The organism is Bradyrhizobium sp. Unk1 (genome assembly GCF_059512345.1).
In genome coordinates this window covers 388,837-403,358 of record NZ_JCAMOP010000001.1, presented here as the reverse complement: position 1 = coordinate 403,358, position 14,522 = coordinate 388,837, and the positions used below count along the sequence as shown (strand labels likewise).

15 protein-coding genes are annotated in these 14,522 nt (G+C 65.3%); 12 read left to right on the top strand and 3 right to left on the bottom strand.

What is annotated here, in order from left to right:
* The first annotated feature begins 60 nt into the window (after positions 1 to 60).
* From AC5ZFO_RS01710 to AC5ZFO_RS01665, 10 genes are all read left to right on the top strand, one after another.
* Positions 61 to 903 carry an IclR family transcriptional regulator gene (locus AC5ZFO_RS01710; protein ID WP_282518712.1) on the top strand — a complete coding sequence of 281 codons (843 nt, stop codon included), beginning with the start codon at positions 61 to 63 and terminating at the stop codon, positions 901 to 903.
* Positions 904 to 1,017: 114 nt separating this feature from the next.
* Positions 1,018 to 1,986, top strand: a complete 969-nt coding sequence (locus AC5ZFO_RS01705; RefSeq protein WP_282518711.1) for a Bug family tripartite tricarboxylate transporter substrate binding protein — start codon at positions 1,018 to 1,020, stop codon at positions 1,984 to 1,986.
* Entirely contained in the window at positions 1,983 to 2,468 is a 486-nt protein-coding gene (locus tag AC5ZFO_RS01700; protein ID WP_282518710.1) for a tripartite tricarboxylate transporter TctB family protein, read from the top strand. The genes AC5ZFO_RS01705 and AC5ZFO_RS01700 overlap by 4 nt, the downstream gene beginning before the upstream one ends.
* Positions 2,468 to 3,967, top strand: a complete 1,500-nt coding sequence (locus tag AC5ZFO_RS01695; RefSeq protein WP_282518709.1) for a tripartite tricarboxylate transporter permease — start codon at positions 2,468 to 2,470, stop codon at positions 3,965 to 3,967. The genes AC5ZFO_RS01700 and AC5ZFO_RS01695 overlap by 1 nt, the downstream gene beginning before the upstream one ends.
* A 53-nt stretch (positions 3,968 to 4,020) precedes the next feature.
* Positions 4,021 to 4,821, top strand: coding sequence for an NYN domain-containing protein (locus AC5ZFO_RS01690; protein WP_282518708.1), 801 nt, complete (start codon positions 4,021 to 4,023; stop codon positions 4,819 to 4,821).
* Positions 4,822 to 4,905: 84 nt separating this feature from the next.
* Positions 4,906 to 6,708 (top strand): adenine deaminase C-terminal domain-containing protein, encoded by a 1,803-nt coding sequence (locus tag AC5ZFO_RS01685; RefSeq protein WP_282518707.1) that lies wholly within the window; start codon positions 4,906 to 4,908, stop codon positions 6,706 to 6,708.
* Positions 6,709 to 6,860: 152 nt separating this feature from the next.
* Positions 6,861 to 8,651 (top strand): glyoxylate carboligase, encoded by a 1,791-nt coding sequence (gene gcl, locus AC5ZFO_RS01680; protein ID WP_282518706.1) that lies wholly within the window; start codon positions 6,861 to 6,863, stop codon positions 8,649 to 8,651.
* Positions 8,652 to 8,662: 11 nt separating this feature from the next.
* Positions 8,663 to 9,448 carry a hydroxypyruvate isomerase gene (hyi, locus tag AC5ZFO_RS01675; protein WP_496121157.1) on the top strand — a complete coding sequence of 262 codons (786 nt, stop codon included), beginning with the start codon at positions 8,663 to 8,665 and terminating at the stop codon, positions 9,446 to 9,448.
* A 12-nt stretch (positions 9,449 to 9,460) separates the two neighbouring features.
* Positions 9,461 to 10,348, top strand: coding sequence for a 2-hydroxy-3-oxopropionate reductase (locus AC5ZFO_RS01670; RefSeq protein WP_282518704.1), 888 nt, complete (start codon positions 9,461 to 9,463; stop codon positions 10,346 to 10,348).
* Positions 10,349 to 10,462: 114 nt separating this feature from the next.
* The gene (locus AC5ZFO_RS01665) at positions 10,463 to 10,846 is read left to right on the top strand and encodes a DUF1236 domain-containing protein (RefSeq protein ID WP_014496647.1); all 384 of its coding nucleotides are present in this window, start codon (positions 10,463 to 10,465) and stop codon (positions 10,844 to 10,846) included.
* A 60-nt stretch (positions 10,847 to 10,906) separates the two neighbouring features.
* Here the strand turns inward: AC5ZFO_RS01665 and AC5ZFO_RS01660 are convergent, their stop codons facing one another.
* The 3 genes from AC5ZFO_RS01660 to AC5ZFO_RS01650 all read right to left on the bottom strand — a co-directional run bounded on the left by AC5ZFO_RS01660 (position 10,907) and on the right by AC5ZFO_RS01650 (position 12,533).
* Positions 10,907 to 11,269, bottom strand: a complete 363-nt coding sequence (locus tag AC5ZFO_RS01660; protein ID WP_282518703.1) for a VanZ family protein — start codon at positions 11,267 to 11,269, stop codon at positions 10,907 to 10,909.
* Between the two features lie 77 nt (positions 11,270 to 11,346).
* Entirely contained in the window at positions 11,347 to 11,955 is a 609-nt protein-coding gene (locus tag AC5ZFO_RS01655) for a thiamine pyrophosphate-dependent enzyme (RefSeq protein WP_282518702.1), read from the bottom strand.
* Between the two features lie 11 nt (positions 11,956 to 11,966).
* Positions 11,967 to 12,533: a thiamine pyrophosphate-binding protein gene (locus tag AC5ZFO_RS01650; RefSeq protein WP_282518701.1), complete on the bottom strand. Its 567-nt coding sequence runs from the start codon at positions 12,531 to 12,533 to the stop codon at positions 11,967 to 11,969.
* A 244-nt stretch (positions 12,534 to 12,777) separates the two neighbouring features.
* On the opposite strand from AC5ZFO_RS01650, the gene AC5ZFO_RS01645 reads away from it, so the two are divergent.
* Entirely contained in the window at positions 12,778 to 13,827 is a 1,050-nt protein-coding gene (locus AC5ZFO_RS01645; RefSeq protein WP_282518700.1) for a hydroxyacid dehydrogenase, read from the top strand.
* A gap of 116 nt (positions 13,828 to 13,943) precedes the next feature.
* On the top strand, positions 13,944 to 14,393 hold the full coding sequence (locus AC5ZFO_RS01640) for a flagellar basal body rod protein FlgC (protein WP_282518699.1): 450 nt from the start codon (positions 13,944 to 13,946) through the stop codon (positions 14,391 to 14,393).
* The last annotated feature ends 129 nt before the right edge of the window (positions 14,394 to 14,522 follow it).

The following is a 14,522-nucleotide window of genomic DNA, read 5'->3' as shown; positions in this document are numbered from 1 at the left end:
CCTCCCCGCAAGCGGGGAGAGGGAAATAAGAATAGGGCGAGGGAGAACGGTCAGGTCGCGATGAGCAAGAACGTGATCCGGCGCAAATCGCTCGAGCCTCGATCGCCATCGGAGGCCGACCACGACGCGCGCGATGGCGGCGTGCAGTCCGTCGACCGCGCGCTGTCGATCCTCGAAACACTGGCCGAAGACGACGAAGGCTATCGCCTCAGCGACCTCGCCGTGCGCACCGGCCTGTCCGCCTCGACCGTGCACCGGCTGCTGGCGACGCTGGAAAGCCGCCGCTTCGTGCAGTTCGACCGCGCCGAGTCCAAATGGCATGTCGGCGTGCGCAGTTTTACCGTGGGCGCGAGCTTTGCCCGGCGGCGTAATTTCTCCACGCAGGCGATTCCTTACTTGCGCAAGCTGCGCGATCTCACCCGCGAGACCGCCAACCTCGCTGTCGTCGACGACGAGTTCATCATCGTGCTGACCCGCATGGAGAGCCGCGAGATCATGCGCTCGCTGACCCAGGTCGGCGGCCGCGTCGCCATGGTGACGTCAGGCGTCGGCAAGGCAGTGCTCGCGACTTATTCGGACGAGGACGTCGGCGCGGTCATCCGCCATCACGGCATGCCCCGCCTGACCGAGAAGTCGATCGTGCGGCCGGGCGACCTGTTCAAGGAGCTCGAGAAGATCCGCAAGCAGGGTTTTGCGCTCGACGATGAAGAAGCCTGTATGGGCCTGCGCTGTATTGCCGCAGTGGTCTACAACGACTGCGCAGAGCCGCTTGCGGCGATTTCCGTCTCGGGCATGACCAGCCGCCTGACCGACGACAGATTGCTGGAAATCGGCCAAATCGTGCGCGAAGTCGCCGGCGAATTGACCGTCGCGCTCGGCGGGGTGATTCCGAAGTCTGGCTAACAAGGAACCGGGCCTGTCGCTGGACAGCATCGGCCGTTTTGGCTGATATGCGACCAAACGACACAATGCGGCAACCGATCAACGACGTCCGCACGAGCCTTGGAGAATGCCCCCATGTTCAAATTTCCCGCGCGCCTTGTCGGCGCAGCCGTCGCGCTGACCCTTGCGGCAGCTACGCTCGCGTTGGCCCAGCAGCTCGAGCTCAAGCTGATGGCGCCGGCGGCCCCGGGCGGTGGCTGGGACCAGACCGCGCGCTCGATGCAGCAGGCGCTGGTCGCTTCGGGCGTCGCGCGCAGCGTGCAGGTCACCAACGTTCCCGGCGCCGGCGGCAGCGTCGGCATCGCGCAGTTCGTCAATAGCGCCAAGGGCGACGGCAACCAGCTGATGGTCAACGGCTTCGTCATGGTGGGCGCGCTCGCCATGAACAAATCGCCGGTGACGCTCGAGCAGGTGACGCCGATCGCGCGCCTCACCGAGGAAATCCAGGTGATCGTGGTACCGGCGAATTCGCCGATCAAGACCGCGCAGGATCTGGCCACGGCAGTGAAGGCCGACATCGCCAAGGTGACCTTCGCCGGCGGCTCGGCCGGCGGCGTCGACCATGTCATGGCGGCGTTGTTTGCCGGCGCCGTCGGCGCCGATGCGAAGAAGATCAACTACATCCCGTTCTCCGGCGGCGGCGAATCGCTGGCAGCGATCCTGGGCGGAAAGGTCACCGCGGGCATTTCGGGGTTGAGCGAATATGAGGGGCAGATCAAGTCCGGCAAGCTGCGCGCGATCGGCGTGACATCGGAGAAGCGCATCGCGGGCAGCGAGACCCCGACCTTCAAAGAGCAGGGCATCGACCTCGTGATCGCCAACTGGCGTTCGGTGGTCGCGCCTCCCGGCATCACGCCGGAGCAGCGCAAGACGCTGAGCGATGCGGTCGAGAAGATGGTGAAGTCGGACGCCTGGAAGGAGATCCTCAAGCAGAAGGGCTGGGAGGACGCCTATCTCGGCGGCGACGCCTTCGCCGACTTCCTGAAGAAGGAAACCGTGCGCGTCACCGACGTGCTGAAATCGGTCGGCCTGGTCAAGTCATGACCTCAGGCGATCCCGTCCAGCCGCCGCGGCGCGTCGATCGCGCCGGCATCGTCATTGCTGCGCTGCTCGCCGTGCTCGCCGCGGTGCTGGTCTGGGACGCGCGCGGGCTGCAATCCACTGCGATGTACGGGATGGGACCGGAGGCGATGCCGGTCGTGGTCGCCACCGGCCTCGCGCTGCTCGCGATCGGTAATTTCATCGACGCACTGCGCGGCAATCTGCCGGCGCGCGAGAGCGCCGATCCCGTGCCGGTGGTTCTGATCCTGGTTGGCCTTGCGCTCCTCATTGCCATCATCGGCCTCGGCGGCGGCTTCATCCTGGCGACGTCGGCGCTGTTCGTCACGACGTCGGCGGCCTTCGGGCGCCGTGCCGTCCTCGTCGACAGCATCATCGCTCTCGTGATGTCCACTCTCATCTATCTCGCGTTCGACCGGCTGTTGACGCTGAGCCTTCCGACCGGCCCGCTGGAGCGACTGCTGTGATGGACACCTTTGCCGCGCTGGCCCACGGCATGGCGGTCGCCGTCCAGCCGATGAACCTGCTCTATGCGCTGATCGGCGTGTTCCTCGGCACGGCCGTCGGCGTGCTGCCCGGCATCGGCCCGGCCCTGACGGTCGCGCTGCTGCTGCCTGTCACCTACAAGCTCGATCCCGGCGGCTCGCTGATCATGTTCGCCGGCATCTATTACGGCGGCATGTATGGCGGATCGACCACCGCGATCCTGATCAACACGCCCGGCGAGAGCGCCTCGATGGCGACCGCGCTCGAAGGCAACAAGATGGCCAAGGCCGGCCGCGGCGGGCCGGCGCTTGCGACATCCGCGATCGGCTCCTTCGTTGCCGGCACCATCGCCACGATTGGCTTGGCGTTTCTCGCGCCGTGGCTGGTCGATTTCGCCGTGCGCTTCGGTCCCGAGGATTACTTCGCGCTGATGTGCGTCGCCTTCGTCACGGTGTCGGCGACCTTCGGCGATTCTCCGATCCGCGGCCTGACCAGCCTGTTCATCGGCCTGACGCTGGGCCTGGTCGGCATCGACAAGCTGACCGGTCAGGCGCGGCTTGCGTTCGGCGTTCCTGAATTGCTCGACGGCGTCGAGGTGACGACGCTTGCGGTTGGTCTGTTCGCGGTGGGCGAGGCGCTCTACGTCGCATCGCGCCGCCACCACACCGAGGAAAAGCTCGAGCCGGTGCGCGGCTCGCTGTGGATGACCAAGGAAGACTGGAAGCGCTCGTGGAAGCCGTGGCTGCGCGGCACCATGTTCGGCTTCCCGATCGGTGCGCTGCCCGCGGGCGGTGCGGAGATTCCGACCTTCCTGTCCTATTCCACCGAGAAGCGGCTTACAAAACACCCGGAAGAATTCGGCAAGGGCGCGATCGAAGGCGTCGCGGGACCGGAGGCCGCCAACAACGCCTCCGCCGCCGGCACGCTGGTGCCGTTGCTCACGCTCGGGCTGCCGACCTCGGCGACCGCTGCGATGATGCTGGCGGGGTTCCAGCAATACGGCCTCAACCCGGGGCCGCTGCTGTTTGCCGAGCGGCCTGACCTGGTCTGGGGCCTGATCGCGAGCCTGTTCATCGCCAATTGCATGCTGCTGGTGCTCAACCTGCCGCTGGTCGGCCTGTGGGTGCGGTTGCTCGCGATCCCGCAACCGTGGCTCTATGCCGGCATTCTCGTGTTCGCGACCATGGGCACCATCGCCGCAAAGCCGTCGGTGGTCGAATTGTCGATGCTGGCCGGCTTCGGCGTGCTCGGTTTCCTGATGCGCCGGTTCGATTTTCCGATCGCGCCCGTCGTCGTCGGCCTGATCCTCGGACCGATCGCCGAGAGCCAGCTGCGCCGCGCGCTCGCGATCAGCCTCGGCGATCCCATGGCGCTGCTCCAGAGCCCGATCTCGGCGACGCTGCTCGGCATCGCGCTGGTTGCGCTGCTGGCCCCGTTCGTGCTGAAGGGGATGGGGCGCTTCAAGGCGAATGAGGACTAGCCGTCCCGGCGCGCGCGTCCTCTAATGCTGCGTCCAGCTCGTTGAGGAACGCCATGCCGTCGGAACTTCGCTCGCCCCGTCTCGCCGTCCTGATCGATGCCGACAACGCCTCTGCGAAGATCGCGGATGGCCTGTTCGAGGAGATTGCCAAGATCGGCGAGGCCAGCGTTCGCCGCATCTATGGCGACTTCTCCAATGCGCGGTCCAGGGGCTGGGCCGACATCCTGTCCAAACACGCCATCATCCCGCAGCAGCAGTTCGCCTATACGACGGGAAAGAATGCCTCCGACATTACCCTGGTCATCGACGCCATGGACCTGCTTCACAGCGGCCGGTTCGACGGCTTCTGCCTGGTCTCGTCCGACAGCGACTTTACCCGTCTGGCTGCCCGCATCCGTGAGCAGGGCGTCGATGTGTTCGGGTTCGGCGAGCAGAAGACGCCGGAAAGCTTCAGGCAGGCCTGCCGAAGGTTCGTCTACACCGAGAACCTGCTTGCCGTCCCGGCGACCACCCAGGACGCCGCCTCGAGATCGAATTCGCTTCAGCCGCCCGATGCCGCCACGCCCATCATCAAGAAGGTCATCACCCAGATGGAGAGCGAGGATGGCTGGGTCGCGCTCGGCGAAGTCGGCCGGCAGCTCGCCAATCTGGCGTCCGATTTCGATCCGAGAACGTTCGGGTTCCGCAAGCTGAGCGACCTCGTGCGCAAGACGAACTCGTTCGAGATCGATGAATCAAAGGGCCGGTCGATGCGAATTCGGGTCAAGCCCGCTGCCGCCGCACCGCCGCGAAGGCGGAACCCGCGCAGGCCTGCAAGGGCGGGGGCGACCGGCAGTTCGGCGCCTAAAGCGTAAGCAGGGCCTGCCGTTATATTTGCGCTTGCCCGGTTTGGCGCAGGGCGTAACCATCGCTGGGCCGTAACGCCACGCGAGGGCCCGATGACCAGACTTACCCGCTTCGCCGTCGCACCGCTGCATTCGATGACCCGGCGTCTGGCCGATGTTGCCTCCGCGCGCGTCGCACCGGATCTGGTGGTCACGGGGGCCCGGGTGCTTTCGACCTATTCGGAGCGCCTCCATCCCGGTCGGGAGGTCTGGATCACTGGTGGCCGCGTCGCAGCGGTGAAGCCGGCCGGGGCGGCGAAGAAGGTCTGGGGCGGGGTGCCGCTTTACGACGCCGCCGGCGGCATCATCGCGCCGGGGCTGGTCGATCCGCACATCCACATCGAATCCTCCATGGTGACGGCCTGCGCCTATGCCGAAGCCGCGCTCCTCAACGGCACCACCACGATCTTCTGCGACAGCCACGAGATCGGCAACGTCATGGATGTCGCCGGTGTCGAGGCGATGCTGGAGGACGCGCGCGAGGCGCCGCTCTCGATCTTTTTGACGGTGCCGAGCACGGTGCCGGCCACGTCGGCGGAACTGGAGACCGCGGGCGGCGACCTCACGCCGGACAAGATCGCCGGCCTGTTCGACCGCTGGCCCGAAGCGGTCGCGCTCGGCGAGAAGATGGATTTTGTGCCTGTCACGATGGGCGACGAGCGCAGCCATGCCATCCTTGCCGCTGCCTTGAAGCGGGGACGGCCGGTGTCCGGACACGTTTACGGCCGTGAATTCGTCGCGGCCTATGCGGCGTCCGGCGTCACCGACACCCATGAGGCGATCGATCGCGACATCGCCGACGATCTGCTCGATGCCGGCGTCTGGGTCTTTTTGCGTGGCGGTCCGCCGACCACGCCATGGCATTCGCTGCCGCAGGCGATCCGGACGATCACCGAGCTCGGGGCCTCGCACAAGCGGACCGCCGTGTGCACCGACGACCGCGACGCCGATGATTTGCTGCTATTCGGGCTCGACTGGGTGGTGCGTGAAGCCGTGAAGGCGGGGATGTCGCCGGAGCAGGCCTGGTCGATGGGCTCGCTGCATGGCGCCACACGGTTCGGCATGGAGGGCGACATCGGCGGGCTCGGCGGCGGCCGCCGCGCCGATCTCGTGCTGATGGACGATCAGCTCAGACCGCAATGCACCTGGTATGGCGGCGAGCTGGTGGTTGAGCATGGCAAGATTACGCCGCGGCTCGATCAGGCGCTGTCGCAACGCTATCAATATCCGAAGGCGGCCTATGCGACGGTGAAGCTTCCGGAGAAGGTCAAGCTGACGCCGGAGCTGCCGGCGACGGCGTGTACCGTCAATGCCATCAAGACCGCGCTGCCGGGTATTACGCTGATCCATGAGAAGGTCGCGATCGAGCCGGCCAAGGATTGGCCGTCGCTGTTTGAGCGCTATGGCCTGTGCTTCGTCACGGTGGTAGAGCGCCACGGCAAGTCGGCCGGCAATGTCGCTTACGGCCTGCTGAAGGATTTCGGCCTGAAGCGCGGCGCGGTCGCCTCCAGCGTCGGGCACGACAGCCATAACATCATCGTCGCCGGCACCAACGAGGACGACATGCAGGCGGCGATATCAGCCATCAAGGCGGAGCAGGGCGGCGTTTGCGTCGTTGCCGACGGCAAGGTGAGGGCGCTGGTCCCGCTGCCGATTGCCGGCCTGCTCTCCGACAAACGGGTCACCGAGGTCGCCGAAGCGGTCAAGGTGCTGAAGAAGGAATGGGCCGAAGCCGGCTGCACCATCCCCTACATGGGCTTCAATTTGATTCCGCTATCGGTCATTCCGGAAATTCGCATCACCGACAAGGGCCTCGTGCTGGTGCCGCAGATGGAGCTCGCGCCGCTGTTCGAGTGAGCGGCTTTCACGTCGATGTCGATCTAACCGCTTGAGAGCGCCGCGGTTTTTCCGCGGCTGCCGCATCGTGGAAAATAAAATCGATCTCGTTGAGATCGCATCTTGCACGCCTGATGATCACGCTCGCTGACGCAACTCAAGCGAGGTCCGATATGGCGAAGATGCGAGCCGTTGATGCTGCCGTGCGAATTCTGGAGAAGGAAGGCATCTCGACTGCCTTCGGCGTTCCCGGGGCCGCGATCAATCCGCTGTACTCGGCGCTGAAGAAGCGCGGGTCGATCCGCCACATCCTCGCGCGCCATGTCGAGGGCGCCTCGCATATGGCCGAGGGCTATACGCGGGCGAAGGCCGGCAATATCGGCGTCTGCATCGGCACGTCGGGGCCGGCCGGCACCGACATGATCACCGGGCTCTATTCGGCGATCGCCGATTCCATTCCGATCCTCTGCATCACCGGCCAGGCGCCGCGCGCACGGCTCTACAAGGAAGACTTCCAGGCCGTCGACATCGAGTCGATCGCAAAGCCCGTAACCAAATGGGCTGTGACCGTGCGCGAGCCGGCGCTGGTGCCGCGTGTGTTCAGCCAGGCCTTTCACGTCATGCGCTCGGGCCGGCCGGGCCCGGTGCTGATCGACATGCCGCTCGACGTGCAGCTCGCCGAGATCGAGTTCGACGACGAGACCTATGAGCCGCTGTCGGTCTACAAGCCCACCGCGACGCGCAAGCAGGTCGAGAAGGCGCTGGAGATGCTCAACGCCGCCGAGCGGCCGCTGATCGTCGCGGGCGGCGGTATCATCAACGCCGACGCCTCGGACCTGCTGGTGGAATTCGCCGAGATCGCCAACGTGCCGGTCGTGCCGACGCTGATGGCCTGGGGTGCGATCCCCGACGACCACGTGCTGATGGCCGGCATGGTCGGCCTTCAGACCAGCCACCGCTATGGCAATGCGACGATGCTGGAATCCGACTTCGTGCTCGGCATCGGCAACCGTTGGGCCAATCGTCACACCGGCTCGGTCGAGACCTACACCAAGGGCCGCACCTTCGTGCATGTCGACATCGAGCCGACCCAGATCGGGCGCGTGTTCAATCCCGATCTCGGCATCGTCTCGGACGCCAAGGCCGCGCTCGAACTCTTCGTCACCGTCGCCAGGGAGTGGCGCCGGTCTGGCAGGCTCCGCGAGCGCCAGGCGTGGCCCGCGGCTTGCCGCGATCGCAAGAAGACGATGCTGCGCAAGAGCCATTTCGACAACGTGCCGATCAAGCCGCAGCGCGTCTACGAGGAGATGAACAAGGCCTTCGGCCGCGACACCACCTATGTCACCGTGATCGGCTTGTCGCAGATCGCCGGCGCGCAGTTCTTGGGCGTCTACAAGCCGCGCAACTGGATCAATGCCGGGCAAGCCGGCCCGCTCGGCTGGACGCTGCCCGCCGCGCTCGGTGTTCGTGCGGCATGTCCGGATCGCGAGATCGTCGCGCTGTCCGGCGATTACGACTTCCAGTTCCTGATCGAGGAGCTCGCGGTCGGGGCGCAGTTCAATCTGCCCTACATCCACGTCGTCGTGAACAATTCCTATCTCGGCCTGATCCGCCAGGCCCAGCGCGGCTTCGACATGGATTACCACGTCCAGCTCTCCTTCGAGAACGTCAACGCACCGGAGCTCGGTGGCTACGGCGTCGACCATGTCGCGGTCGCCGAAGGCCTGGGCTGCAAGGCGATCCGCGTCACTGATCCCAAGGATACGCAGGCGGCGTTTACGACCGCACGTGAATTGATGGCGAAGCACCGCGTGCCCGTCGTGGTCGAGTTCATTCTCGAACGCGTCACCAACATCGCGATGGGCACGGAGATCGACAACATCGTCGAGTTCGAGGAGGTGCTGGACCTGCCGCTGGACGAGGTCGGGATCAAGCGTCCCGGCGTGCTGCAGCCGGCGGAATAGGGGAGAGCATCATGCCGAAATTTGCCGCCAACCTCACCATGCTCTTCAACGAGATGCCGTTCATCGACCGCTTCGCCGCGGCGAAAGCGGCGGGCTTCTCCGGGGTCGAGTATCTCTTCCCCTACGATTTCGACAAGGCGTTGCTGCGCGAGCAGCTCGAGGCTCACGGGCTGACGCAGGTGCTGCACAATCTGCCGGCCGGCAACTGGGCAGCGGGCGAGCGCGGCATCGCGATCCTGCCCGATCGCGTCAGTGAATTTCGCGACGGTGTGTTCCGTGCCATCGACTACGCCAAGGCGCTCGATTGCGAGCAGCTCAATTGCCTCGTCGGCATCGCGCCTGCCGATGCCGACCCGCGCGAGCTCAACGAAACGCTGGTCGGCAACCTTCGCTTTGCCGCCTCGACGCTGGCGCGCGAGAATATCAAGCTGCTGGTCGAGCCGATCAACACGCTCGACATTCCCGGTTTCTTTCTCAACGGCACCGAGCAGGCGGTGCAGCTGATCTCCGAGGTGCGATCGAACAATTTGTTCGTCCAATACGACATCTATCATATGCAGATCGTGGAGGGCGATCTCGCCCGCACCATGCAGGAATATCTGCCGCAGATCGCGCACATCCAGCTCGCCGACAATCCCGGTCGCCACGAGCCCGGCACCGGCGAGATCAACTACCCCTTCCTGTTCCGCCACCTCGACGCGATCGGCTATCGCGGCTGGATCGGCTGCGAATACAAGCCGCGCACCACGACGCTGGAAGGCCTGTCCTGGCACGCCGCGCAGACATTCGAGACCTGAGGAAACCTAGACATGATCGACATCGGCTTCATCGGACTTGGCACCATGGGACGGCCGATGGCCGGCCATCTTCTGGCCGCGGGCCATCGCGTGCTGCTGCACGACGTTACGCCCGTGCCGCCCGAGCTGATCGCGGCGGGCGGCATCGCCTGCAAGTCAGCCAAGGAGGTCGCGGAGGAGGCGGATGCGGTCATCATCATGGTGCCTGACACCCCGCACGTGGAGGCGGTGCTGTTCGGTAAGGACGGTGTCGCGAGCGGCATCTCCAAGGGCAAGATCGTCGTCGACATGAGCTCGATCTCGCCGCTGGCGACCAAGGAGTTTGCGAAGAAGATCGAGGCGCTGGGGGCGGACTATCTCGACGCGCCGGTGTCGGGCGGCGAGGTCGGGGCAAAGGCCGCGAGCCTCACCATCATGGTCGGCGGGCCGGAGCGGGCCTTTGGCACCATGAAGCCGATCTTCGACAAGATGGGCAAGAACGTCACGCATGTCGGCGCCAATGGCGATGGCCAGACGACGAAGGTGGCCAACCAGATCATCGTCGCGCTGACGATCGAGGCGGTGAGCGAAGCGCTGCTGTTCGCATCCAAGGCGGGAGCCAATCCCGCTCTCGTGCGCAAGGCGCTGATGGGCGGCTTTGCCTCGTCACGGATTCTCGAAGTGCATGGCGAGCGCATGGTGAAGCGCAATTTCGAGCCGGGTTTCCGCATCGAGCTGCACCAGAAAGACCTCAACCTCGCGCTGGAAGGTGCGCGCGCGCTCGGCCTGTCGCTGCCGAGCACGGCATTGGCGCAGCAATTGTTCTCGTCCTGCGCCGCGCATGGCGGCAAGGCCTGGGATCATTCCGCGATGGTGCGGGCACTGGAACTGATGGCGGGACACGAGATCGCCGCGACCTGAACTGTTACCCGGTAACAGTCTCCAGATTTGACGTGCCTTTCATCATGGGGGAACCGGAACAATGCTCCGGCCCCGCGGTTGAAGGCGCATCAACAAACACTGGAGAGTGTGGACATGAAGACCCGTCTTGCGATTTCGCTGGCTGCCGTGTCGCTGCTGGCGTCGAGTGCAGCCTTTGCCCAGTCGACGACCGAACAGGGCGCCAGGGACGGCGCACGTGCGGGTGGCGACATCGGCGGACCGATCGGCGCGATGGTCGGCGGCACCGTCGGCGCGGCCGTCGGCGCCGGCCTCGAAATCCCGAATGCCGTGCTCGGCGGAATCCCGCGCGACGACTCCGTCGTGATCCACGAGCGCGTCGTCGTCGGCGAGCCGCTGCCCCCGACCGTGGTGCTGCGCCCCGTGCCGAACTACACCGAGTATCGCTACGCGGTCGTGAACGATCGCCGCGTCATCGTCGAACCGCGCACGCGCCGCGTCGTCAAGATCATCGACTGATCGGTCAGAGCGTGAAGGCTTTGAAGAGCCGGGCCTCGCGGAGCGTCACTCCGCGAGGCCTTAGTTAGTCAGGGCCGTACTAGCGCGGAAGCGCGCCATGATCCAATCGGTGACGGCGGCGAGCGCAAAGCCGATGCAAGCGGTGCCGGCATCGACCAAAAAATCTTCCAGCCGCGCATGCCGTCCCGGTGCCCAGAACTGCATCAGCTCGAGCGCGCCGATCAGGACCACCGCGACGGCGGCGACAGCCCAGCGGCGATTCCGGTAGCCGAGGCCGAAGGCCAATCCCACCAGGATGAAGGCGAGGGCGTGCTCGCCGTCCTGGCCGAGATCGGAATGGGGCCGCAGGCCGGGCGGGCCGAGGGTTGCGAAAGTGACGGCGGCCGCGAGCAGCCAGGCAAAAAAGCGAACAAAAATAGGCATCCGGTGCCGATAGCACGGATTTGCAACGGCCTGTTACGGGGCGGGGATCAGATCGCCGTGTAGTTAATGACGAAACGTTAAAGTGGCTCGCGCACGCCGAGGCCGTGCATGAAGCGTTCCCGGATCTGGACGGGATCCCTGCGGGTGGCGCCGACGCCCGGCTTGTCGTCGATGCGGACCGCGATCAGGCTGGGCTCGTCAGCGGACATGGCCTCGTCGACCAGCCGCTCGAAATCCTCCTCGTCCGCGGCCCAGGCGCTGTTGGCAAGTCCCGAGCCTGTGGCTATGGCGACGATGTCGGCGACGCCAGCGGCCGGCGTCGGCTGCGCACCGGTGATCTGGTAGATGCCGTTGTCCATCACGATCATGATGAGGTTCTTCGGCTTCAACGCCGCAATCGTCGCGAGCGCGCCGAGTTGCATCAGCAGCGAGCCGTCGCCTTCGAGCGCGAAGACGCGGCGATCGGGCTGGGCCAGCGCGACGCCCAATGCAATCGGGAAAGCCAGCCCCATGCTGCCGAGCATGTAGAAGTTCTGCGGGCGATGGCCGGCGGCCCAGAGATCGAAATTGGTGTTGCCGATGCCGCCGATCACCGCTTCCTCGTGCTTGAGCTTGGCGATCAGGCGCGAGGTGACATCGAAGCGGTTCATGACCTTGGTGTTGCGGTTGTCCAAATCTGTGCTCATTTTGGCCGGCCTCACTTGTCGAAAACCTTGCCGCCGGTGAGCAGCGGGTTGAGGATCAGCGCCACCGGCGCCTGCGTGGTGACGGCCTGCTTGATCGAGCGGTCGGCGATGAATTCGAGCTCGTCGAGCCGGGTGATGGTGTGGTGCTCCAGCGCGAGTGAATCCAGCACCGGGCGCATGGTCCGGCAGACCAGCGATTGCCCGTAATTGAACTCGCCAAGCGTGCCGCGCTCGGAGACGAACATGATCAGCGGGATCTGATAGGGCACCGCGAGCGAGGCCAGCACGTTGGCGAGCGTGGCGAAGCCGGAGGTCTGCATCAGCACCGCGCCGCGACGTCCGCCCATCCAGGCGCCGGAGACGATGCCGACGGCCTCCTCCTCGCGGGCGGTGGCAAAGGTGGTGAAGAAGGGATCGGCGTGCAGGTTCTTGATCAGCGGCGTCAGCACGCGGTCGGGCACGTAAGGGATCAGGCTGATCTCGTTCCGCTTCAAGGTCTGCAGGACGATGCCGTGCCAGCTCTCGTCACTGGAGGCTCGTGCCGCCTCGGACGAGGTCTGCTGCTCCGCAATCGCCATCGCGTTCTCCCCTAGGCCGCGCATGCTTCTTGGTTCTGGCCGTCGCGGCGGTCTGCCGAACTTGACGCAGGCAGCGGGATTGTCAACATGTCCGGGCCAGCACCGTGATCTGCGCCAGACGGCCTGCCGTGGCCGGCACCGCCATGTCATAAGCGGCGATAATGCAAAAACGGGAGGGACGCATGGACGGAGCGCGGGGTGCGCTGGCCTTGCGGATCTCCTTGAGAGAGCCGGAAGGGTCCTGATGTCCGTCAATAGCAAGCGCGTCTTCTACGTCAAATACCTGGCCAATCCGATCTATATCGACATCCTGAAGGCGCGGTCCGACGTCCGGCTCGATCGCATAGAGAATGAGAGCCCGGAAGATTTCTACGCCCCGATCCTGAAGGCGGCCCACGTCTACCAGATCGGCGCCGCCCGCGACGAACTTGCCCAGCATTTCCATGTCGATGCCGCCTTCCTGAAGCGCACGCCGAACCTGTTGCTGGTCTCCAGCAATGGCGCGGGCTTCGACCCTGTCGACGTCGAGGCGTGCACGGATGCGGGCGTGCTGGTCGTCAACCAGTCCGGTGGCAATGCCCATTCGGTCGCCGAGCATGCGCTGGCGATGATGCTGACGCTGTCCAAGCGCATCATCCAGTCCGACCGCCGCCTGCGCCGCGAGCGCGACGTCAACCGCAACGAGCTCGTCGGCAACGAGGTCGAGCACAAGACCGTCGGCATCATCGGCCTCGGCAATGTCGGCCGCCGCATTGCCGCGCTGTGCAAGGGCCTGCTCGGCATGACGGTGCTGGCCTATGACCCGTATTTGTCGGCCGAGGTGATGGCCGAGCGGGGCGGGCAGAAGGTCGAGCTCGACGAGCTGCTGCGCCGCGCCGATTTCGTCTCGATCTCCTGTCCGCTCGACAAGAAAAGCCGCAACATGATCAGCACGCGCGAATTCGCGCTGATGCAGCCGCACGCCTATTTCATCACCACGGCGCGCGGCTTCATCCACGACGAGGATGCGCTGCTCCAGGCGCTCCGCGACAAGCGCATTGCCGGTGCCGGCCTCGACGTCTGGTCGAAGGAGCCGCCGCCGCCCGAGCATCCGCTGCTCCAGTTCGACAACGTGCTGGCGAGCCCGCACACCGCGGGCGTCACGATCGAGGCGCGCCAGAACATGGGCCGCATCGCCGCCGAGCAGGTGCTGGACACGCTCGACGGCCGACGCCCGCCGCGCATCATCAACCCCGAAGTCTGGCCGCGCTATGCCGAGCGCTTCAAGCAGGCGTTCGGCGTGATGCCGGGGTAGGGCGCGCGAAGTCCGATCGCGCTCCGATCGTTGGTTACGAGGGTGCGAATAGAAAGCGGCGGATTTTACCGATGGCGTGAATGAAGGCGTATCACTTGTCCTGTAGTTGAAAGTCCATGAGCATATTTTCGATTGCGACATCAGGACTTTCCGCCGCGAGCCTGCGCGTGAACGTGGCCGCGAGCAATATCGCCAACATCAGCACGACCGGGCCGCTACCTGCTTCAGGCGGATCGAGCACATCGGCCGGCGCGGGCAGTTCGGGCATTGCTCCGACCTTTCCCGCAGCCTATGTGCCGCTGCGAGTCGATCAGGTCTCCCAATCGAGCGGTTCGACGCCGGGCGGTACGGTTGCGACCGTGTCGGCGGTTTCGCCGAGCTATATCGCGCAATCCGACCCTAGCGCGCCCTTCGCAAACCAGGACGGCCTGGTCGCCGCGCCCAATGTCGATCTAGCCAGCGAATTCGCTGAGCTGGCGACCGCAAAGTACAGCTTCATTGCCAATGCGAAGGTCATTCAAGCCTACGCCGAGACAGAAGAGACCCTCCTCGATATCAAGACGTGATCGCTGACGGATTGTATCGACGCATTGGCGGCGGGAACCGTCGCCGAACTTGATCCGTGTCAAAATCTCCTTTCCCGGTTCAAGCTAAATGGGATTAGAGTGCCGCCGGGGCAGGCTGGCGCAGGCAGG